Annotated in this window: 8 protein-coding genes; 4 read left to right on the plus strand and 4 right to left on the minus strand. The window is 39.2% G+C overall.

Translation table 11 applies throughout. The features are described 5' to 3' along the window. The first annotated feature begins 24 nt into the window (after positions 1-24). On the plus strand, positions 25-1,473 hold the full coding sequence (locus CH365_RS11215) for a peptidase C69 family protein (protein ID WP_100768640.1): 1,449 nt from the start codon (positions 25-27) through the stop codon (positions 1,471-1,473). Here the strand turns inward: CH365_RS11215 and CH365_RS11220 are convergent. Continuing rightward, a complete protein-coding gene (locus CH365_RS11220; protein WP_100768641.1) occupies positions 1,433-2,143 on the minus strand; it encodes a TerC family protein in 711 nt (236 codons plus the stop codon). The two genes, CH365_RS11215 and CH365_RS11220, sit on opposite strands and share 41 nt — an antisense overlap. 76 nt (positions 2,144-2,219) lie before the next feature. On the opposite strand from CH365_RS11220, the gene CH365_RS11225 reads away from it, so the two are divergent. Beyond that, a complete protein-coding gene (locus CH365_RS11225; RefSeq protein ID WP_100768642.1) occupies positions 2,220-2,783 on the plus strand; it encodes a SelL-related redox protein in 564 nt (187 codons plus the stop codon). A 20-nt stretch (positions 2,784-2,803) separates the two neighbouring features. Here the strand turns inward: CH365_RS11225 and CH365_RS11230 are convergent, their stop codons facing one another. Beyond that, on the minus strand, positions 2,804-3,193 hold the full coding sequence (locus CH365_RS11230) for a hypothetical protein (RefSeq protein ID WP_100768643.1): 390 nt from the start codon (positions 3,191-3,193) through the stop codon (positions 2,804-2,806). A 256-nt stretch (positions 3,194-3,449) separates the two neighbouring features. Here CH365_RS11230 and CH365_RS11235 point away from each other — a divergent pair, with 256 nt between their 5' ends. Together CH365_RS11235 and CH365_RS11240 are read left to right on the plus strand one after the other, a co-directional pair. Then, the gene (locus tag CH365_RS11235; RefSeq protein ID WP_165782598.1) at positions 3,450-4,223 is read left to right on the plus strand and encodes an intradiol ring-cleavage dioxygenase; all 774 of its coding nucleotides are present in this window, start codon (positions 3,450-3,452) and stop codon (positions 4,221-4,223) included. A 105-nt stretch (positions 4,224-4,328) separates the two neighbouring features. After that, positions 4,329-5,165 (plus strand): RNA polymerase subunit sigma-70, encoded by an 837-nt coding sequence (locus CH365_RS11240; RefSeq protein WP_100768645.1) that lies wholly within the window; start codon positions 4,329-4,331, stop codon positions 5,163-5,165. A gap of 4 nt (positions 5,166-5,169) precedes the next feature. Here CH365_RS11240 and CH365_RS11245 read toward each other — a convergent pair whose 3' ends face one another. Then, entirely contained in the window at positions 5,170-6,180 is a 1,011-nt protein-coding gene (locus CH365_RS11245) for a patatin-like phospholipase family protein (protein WP_100768646.1), read from the minus strand. A 311-nt stretch (positions 6,181-6,491) separates the two neighbouring features. Continuing rightward, the gene (locus tag CH365_RS11250) at positions 6,492-7,250 is read right to left on the minus strand and encodes a hypothetical protein (protein WP_125226311.1); all 759 of its coding nucleotides are present in this window, start codon (positions 7,248-7,250) and stop codon (positions 6,492-6,494) included. Positions 7,251-7,591: the final 341 nt, after the last annotated feature.

The following is a 7,591-nucleotide window of genomic DNA, read 5'->3' on the forward strand; positions in this document are numbered from 1 at the left end:
CGGGAAGAGTTAGTATCACTGCCCATGTGTGATACTTTTGTAGCCACTCCAGATTCCACCTCTTCTGGAAAAATGATCTTCGGAAAAAATTCAGATAGAGAGCCGAATGAGCCCCAATGTCTTGTAAGATATCCAGAAAGAATTTCTAAGGAAAGCCAACAAAGACTTACATTTATAGATGTTCCAAGTTCCAAAAGATCCAGAGAAGTTTTGATCTCTCGTCCTCTTCATATCTGGGGAGCTGAGATGGGAGCAAATTCAAAAGGTGTTGTGATCGGGAACGAGGCAGTATTCACAAAACTTAAGATAGATAAGAAGAATGATGGTCTTACAGGGATGGATCTTTTACGTCTCGGGTTAGAACGTTCCGATACTGCCGCGGAAGCAAGAGATCTGATCATAGAATATTTAGAAAGATTCGGTCAAGATGCATGCGGAGGATATTCAAATCGGAATTTCTTCTATCATAATAGTTTTATAATCGCTGATCCTAAAGAAGCTTATGTTTTGGAGACTGCAGATAGATATTGGGCTTGGAAAAAGATCAAAGGTTTTTATACAATTTCTAACGGCCTGACCCTGGGATCCGATTATGACGGCCTACATTCTCATACGATCGATTTTGCGAGAGCAAAAGGATGGCTGAAAAAGGGACAAACGTTCTCCTTTCGGGAAACATTCTCAGATTCCCTTTTTACTAGTTTCAGTAAATGTAAAGTTCGAAGAGAGATCGTTTCTAATGGGGGAAAATTTTTCGGTCCAAAGCTTGGTGTACAACAAGCGATGCAGATCCTGAGATTAGAAGGTAAGGAAAAAGGAAGTGTTCCACTTTCTATCAGCCAAGGAGGTTTTCCTTCTAAGAGTATCGGATATTCTCCGACTCGATCCGGAATGGGTTCAGTTTGCCTTCATGCAGGAGGTCCTTTCTCTCCGAACCAAACTACTTCTTCTTTTGTAGCAGAACTAGATACGAATCCTATATATTCTCAATTTTGGGCGACAGGTTGTTCTATTCCTTCTTTGTCCGTTTTTATTCCGTTTTCTATTCCCGGAAAAACATTCTTAGAAGGAGATATTGTACAACCTGGAACCAGTCCGGATTCTTCTCTCTGGTGGAATCATGAAATTTTATACAGACTTTGTTTAAAAAATTATGATAAAGCGACTTCGATCTTTAGTGCGGAATTAAAGGAGAAACAGGAGAAATATATTCAAAAAGTGGAATCTACTCTTAACCTCGGCAGGAATCTGTCTCTGGATCCGATCACTAAAGAAGCTGCGGAAGAAGTGGATAAAATATATCGAAAATGGAGAAATCAAGTCTTGGAACTTGCAGTAAACGGAAATATTCTTCCGAACTTCTGGTCTTCTCCACTTTATAATTTAAGCTGGGCTATCTGGAACCGTAAAGCAAGGATCAATTCCAGAGTTCTTAAGGGGACTGATTTGCCTTACGAACCCGCATATTTATAAACTCTACAAGCAGAGAGAATGCCATAGAGAAATAAATATATCCTTTTGGAATATGGAAATGTAAACCGTCTGCGAATAACATCACTCCGATCATGATCAAAAAGGAAAGAGCCAAAATTTTCATGGTAGGATGTTCGTTGATAAAATCGCTCACCTTACCTGAGAAGATCAGCATAATCACAAGTGAAATAACAACTGCAAGAACCATGACCATTAGGTCTCCAGAAAGTCCTACTGCAGTGATGATTGAATCCACAGAAAAAATAATGTCTAAAATAATGATCTGTGCGATCACATTCAAAAAAGAAGGAGAAGATCCTGTGTCTAGATCCGTTTCACCTTCTTCCATTTTATGATGGATCTCACTTGTACTTTTCGCTATTAGGAAAAGTCCTCCGCCCAACATGATTAGGTCTCGTCCAGTTACCGTAAAATTTCCTACTTGGAAAAGTCCGTTCGTGAGGCTCGCAAGCCAACTTACCGTAAATAACAATCCGATCCGAAAACCTAAGGCAGCTAAAAGCCCTATTGTGCGGCCGCTGGCTTGTTGTTCCTTGGGAAGTTTACCAACGACTATGGAAAGAAATACAATATTATCAATCCCTAGAACGATTTCCATTGCTGTGAGGGTCAGAAGAGAGATAAGAACGTCTACAAGATGCAAATCCATTGTAGAAAGAAATTCGTCTAAGGACTAGAAAAGCAATCGATTTCCTTTCCGGTATCGTAGAAGATTTGATAGAGAGATGAAATTCTTACCGAAAGAAATTTTGGAATCCCAGGTCGAAGGAAGAAATTTAACCGGCCCAAGTTTTGGAGATAATCTTCCTCAAAAACCTAGTTTGGTCGTTTTTCTGCGTCATCTTGGTTGTATATTTTGCAGAGAAACAGTGGAAGATCTTCGTGTCTTCAGTTCCTCGATGGCTGCATTTCCGCCGATTTTATTCGTATATCCTGATTCAGTAAGAGATGGAGAAGAATTTTTTTCCAGATTCTGGCCGGAAGCAAAAGCGATCTCGAATCCGAATGCTTCTTTTTATGAACAGATCCAAGTGCAAGAAGGTAACTTAATCGAATTAGCAGGCCCTGAAGTATGGGTCAGTGCGGTCCGAGCACTTGCAAAAGGAAATTTTTATGGAGTCCAAGGAAGACATCTACTCAGAATGCCTGGTGTGTTTTTAGTTTTGAAGGATAGGATTCTCTGGACCCATTCGTATCGCCATATAGGAGATGAACCCGACTGGAGCAAAATACCTGGTTGTACTCCTTTGCCTACCGATGAGTACGATCCAGGGATTTTGCCCGCGTAATTGTCTGGGAACCTTTTTTTCTACATTCTAGGCCCGCCTCCAGGTGGAGGAGATGGAAGTGCTGCCTTACATGCAGGGGATAATTTACTTTCGTTTTCTCTCATACACTTCATATGCGCAGGTCCACGTTCTACGTTCTTGCAATATTTTTCATCGTCAGCAGCGCAGGCCGATCTGAATTTTTCAAAACGAGAGATCATTTCGTTTACATGATTTTTGCAGGTCTCTGATAATTTGGAAATATAATCTCTCAGACAACGATCCGTTTCTGGACCCGGCCTTGAATCTTTGCAATAGGTTTGTCTTTCCGTTTTGCAAGGATCTTCTCCCGGAGGCCCTCCACTTGGTTGTGCAAATATTGCTCCTGTTAATACGAGTGCTAATGCAGAATGTAAGATCAGTTTTTTCATAATTTTGGTCCTCTTGCGGGAGGTTTTTCGTTCCTTATATTTGTTTTCTATTGCGACCTATGTTGTTATGATTTAGTTTCATTTTACATTTTTCATCCTTAAGTGACATTGTTATCCGAATAAAGCTAATTTTTATTTTGTAAAAAACTTTCCTCATTCTTTTTCCGGGAACGTTCTTCTTCGAGCGGGTTTAACTAGATGCAAAAAATATCTAAATCATTCTTTCGTTCCTAGACGAGAGAATATGGAGTTTGTATTGAAAAGAAAAGATTTTCTGAAAAGTATATTCGTATCCGGAGCCGTCTTTACAGGCCTTGCAAGTTCTTGTTCTCAAAACAAAAACGATTCTCCGTTGGATTTAGGGTTATTACAAGGAGTTATAGATTCTTCTTCTTGTAACGCTGCTGATGTTTCTAATTCTTCCGTATGTGCATTAATTCCAAAAGAAACGGAAGGTCCATATCCTTTGGATCTGAGTTCTAATTCTTCTTATTTTCGCCAAGATATCACTGAGGGAAAAACAGGAATCCCTCTGAGTCTTGTTTTAACGATTCAAAATATAAACGATAATTGTAATCCGATTACAAATGCAAGAGTGGATGTTTGGCATTGTGATAAAGACGGATATTATTCCGGATACAGTGAGTCAGGATATTTGGGTAACAAGAACTATGTAGGACAAACATTCTGCAGAGGGATACAACTTACGGACAGTTCAGGAATCGCAAATTTTACTACGATCTATCCAGGCTGGTATTCGGGACGGGTAACTCATATCCATTTTCAAGTATATTTGAATAACGGACTTGTGGCGACTTCTCAAATCGCTTTTCCGGAAGATATTACAAAAACCGTATATAATACTTCTCTATATTCTGCTCATGGGCAAAATACTTCTGTGCCTGGGAATTGTTATGATAATATTTTTAATAATTCTACTTCGGATCTAAGTTTGGAATTATGCACGATCACAGAGGACTCTTCTACGGGAGGGTATATCGCAAGCCTTACGGTAGGGATCGCTAACTAAAAAAATCTAAAAAAGTTCGTCTTAGGCCCCAATTCGGCTTCTAAGACGAACGGTTCGAATTTTATATTTGTAGAAGATCGAATCTGTCATGATCGAAATCCGATCATGGAAAAAAACTCCGAAAAAGACAAAAAACTTATCTCTTCCGTTGAATTTTATTTTAGAGAAGGGGACTCCGAAAATTTTCTAAAAGAAGCATGGATCTGGGCCTGGGCACTTGCAAAAGGAAGATATAATTTAGACGAAGATTCATGTTCTGAAATTGTTCTTAAATTGGTTTTGGATGCAGAAGAAATACTACATCTCTTCAAAGAAAGAGGATATTCCAATTTTCCCGCGTTTTTTACAACATATACAAAAAACTTAATAGCTAACCAGAGAAGAAAGGAAATACGACTTCACAGAAGTGAAATTCTATCGGATGGATTCGAAAGATTTTATGATCCCAGATCCGAATTTACGAAAGAAATATTAAACCAAACTAGGGAACTACCTACCTTAATCCAAAGTCTTCTTTCCGAAATGGATCCAATTGTTTCTCTTATCTTAAAATTAAAACATAGGATCCCTTTAAATTTGAAGGAATGCAGATTATTCCATTCGAAACTGAGAAAGAAAAAATTAAAACTCAGAGACTATTATGTAAGGGATGTGGAAGAAGAACAGAGATCTTGGATTAGAAAAAAAGAACTGAATGAAAAACTTTCTAGGCTCTACCAAAACATGCAGATTCACCATTTCGAAAATTTGGAAAGATGGAAAAATTCCAGAAAACAAATACTCGAGGTCTGTGGGGCCGTAACGGAAGAAAAAAGTTTCAAAAAGATAGGTTGGTATTTAAGTTTAAGCGAACATACCGTCAGAAAAGCGTATTACTTCGCGATTTCAGAATTAAAAAGAAAAGAAAATCTAAAAAAGATACGATTCGCAGAAGCTGCCTAAGCGGTCAGCTTTTACCTTCATCCGGTTTGATTGTAGGGAGTAAAAATTTTCTTAAAAGTTTAGATTTGTTTCTAAGCCCGGAAATTTCTGCGATCATATTCGCAACCAATCTTTGCCCGGCTTCCATACCCTTTGTAACAGAACGATTCAGAAGTTTGGAACTCGTTGTAACCATGCTTAGTTCCGATTCATCCGGCGAAATTACCCTGATCTTTACTCCCTTAGGAGGGGAGTGGATAATATGAACAGCTCGATTGTACATAGTATGATGCACCTTGGTGATCATATGAGAAAGTTTTTTGTTAGAAGGATAAGAAAGCCAACCTTGGAATCCTGGGATCGGATCTGAAAATTCGTCCTCAGGACTATTTAAGACAACCGTAATATCCTTATAACCTGCTTGGATAACGGATTCGACTGGGATTGGGTCGGAGATTCCTCCATCCCCATAATATTGCCCACCCAATTTCCATTTTCCTCGAGTGGCGATCGGCAAAGAAGTCGCCGCTTTTAACAAATTCAAAACATTGGAAGCTGTTGCTTTCACATATTCTGCTCTCGCTTTTGCAAGATTCGTGACCACCACATAGAAAGGAGAAGTCTCCTTCTTCTCCAGATATTCGGAAGGAAGTCTATACTTAGTTCCGAATAAATAATCTATTAGATATTCTTGATCTAGAAAAGTTTTGCCTCGGAAAGGATTTAATAGAGAGATCAATTGGCTACCGGTGAGTTCTTTTCTCCAAATGTCCAAGATCCTCAAGCCGTCGGTATGATCCGTTTCATAGCCAGTAGTATAGTAAGCGGCCGCACAAGAGCCGGAAGAAACTCCTAAAATTAGATCGAAGTATGTAGAAGGCACCGCTTGGTTGATCGCATACAAAGCCCCACCTGCAAAGGAACCTTTCATTCCTCCACCTGCGACAACTAATGCCCTTGCGTCTTTTTTGGCTTTTGGTAGACCAAGGATCATTCCGGACTGCTCCGAATCTCCGGGAGAAAAATACGAACTCATCTAAAGATAAAATTTTCAACCCTTCTGCATTTGCAAGAAACTTGAAATTCCGGATCTCAAATTCGATTTCCTTTTTCCTCCTAAATCGAAACTTTTTTGCAACCATGTTGGAGGGTTGGGCGGTTCCTCGCGTCGATCGGACCAGGCTACTACGGGTTCGCGCATTCGCGCTCATCCTGGCTTCGCCAGGACTAAAGCCCTTCGTATCCTTACCGCGACGAAACAGAGTTAAATTTGAAATGGAACGGGACATCCGAATTTACGAGAACTAATCTCTCTGCGGAAATCTAATGAGGAATTGGATTATCGTCCTATTCGATTATAAATCCGGAAATGGAATAGATTCCACGACACGGAGGATTATTTACTCCTACCCATGCGGGAGTTCCTTCAATAATTACGGAACCGGAAAATGTATTAGCGGAAAAATCCATAAAGATTGTCGCATCATCCAAAATGATTTGATCGTTTGATAATTTATGACCTGGAATTACTATTTTTAATGGATTACAAATGGAATCAGTTGAATCGCAATATCCGATTGCGGTGTAAGGATTCCATTGAAAGGAATAATCCGTCCAAGTAAACGTAGCGTCCTGATTATCTTTAAAGTAGATACTTGTGGAAACTCCAACAGGACAAGACGTAGAAGTGTCGTTTGGATCTGCATTCGTTACGAAGTCGAGAAATACTCCGTAATATCCGGAAATATGAAACGTATCTGTCATACCATCAACGGTTCCTACAATGGTTCCGTTCAGAGGATCTTCACTATCTGTTATATGTAAAGATCCGTCCCCTCCGATCGTAAATGGAAGATTTGTTTGCCAATTCGTCTGCATGGTCATATCGGAACCGTTTCCATCTTTGTCTATGTAGTAGGTCGTATATCCGGAGATTACCACGTTATCTTCGGGATTGGCATGAGGATGTATGATGTGAATTTTATCTCCACTATTTGGCGCTGCTAAGAATAGAGGAATATTTCCGGGGTCATTCGAACAATTCGTATGAAAGACAAACAAGATGGCAATTATATAAATTAGGATTTTATAACGCGAATAACGCATGGTTTGGATATAAGGGAGATGATTTTTTGAGACAAGTTGTTTTTTAGTAAATTGTAATTTTTATTTCTTAGGATGTATCTGGTTTCGGATATAAGTCCTTATTTTATCTTTATTCCGTTTGATAGAGTAGTGATAATCGGATAAGTCAAAAAAAGATTTCTCGTAAAGTTGAAATTAATGCCTAAAACTTGAGAGCTTATCTGGTTTATTTCTGAAAACTTTCGAAAAAATTTCTCCTAAAATGATCCAAAATTCGAATCAATTTTTACAAAAGTTATTTGACCGGTTGGGTGACGTAATTAATATGGTCTTTACGCCTGAAGGAGTTCGCCCGGGAGGGA

This window comes from Leptospira neocaledonica, from assembly GCF_002812205.1.
GTDB classification, from domain to species: Bacteria; Spirochaetota; Leptospiria; order Leptospirales; family Leptospiraceae; genus Leptospira_B; species Leptospira_B neocaledonica.

Bases quoted from the DNA above. Each gene is read 5' to 3' on its own strand.
- CH365_RS11245 (WP_100768646.1), bottom strand. From the start codon at position 6,180: ATGAGTTCGTATTTTTCTCCCGGAGATTCGGAGCAGTCCGGAATGATC.
- CH365_RS11240 (WP_100768645.1), top strand. From the start codon at position 4,329: ATGGAAAAAAACTCCGAAAAAGACAAAAAACTTATCTCTTCCGTTGAA.
- CH365_RS11225 (WP_100768642.1), top strand. From the start codon at position 2,220: ATGAAATTCTTACCGAAAGAAATTTTGGAATCCCAGGTCGAAGGAAGA.
- CH365_RS11215 (WP_100768640.1), top strand. From the start codon at position 25: ATGTGTGATACTTTTGTAGCCACTCCAGATTCCACCTCTTCTGGAAAA.
- CH365_RS11250 (WP_125226311.1), bottom strand. From the start codon at position 7,250: ATGCGTTATTCGCGTTATAAAATCCTAATTTATATAATTGCCATCTTG.
- CH365_RS11230 (WP_100768643.1), bottom strand. From the start codon at position 3,193: ATGAAAAAACTGATCTTACATTCTGCATTAGCACTCGTATTAACAGGA.
- CH365_RS11220 (WP_100768641.1), bottom strand. From the start codon at position 2,143: ATGGATTTGCATCTTGTAGACGTTCTTATCTCTCTTCTGACCCTCACA.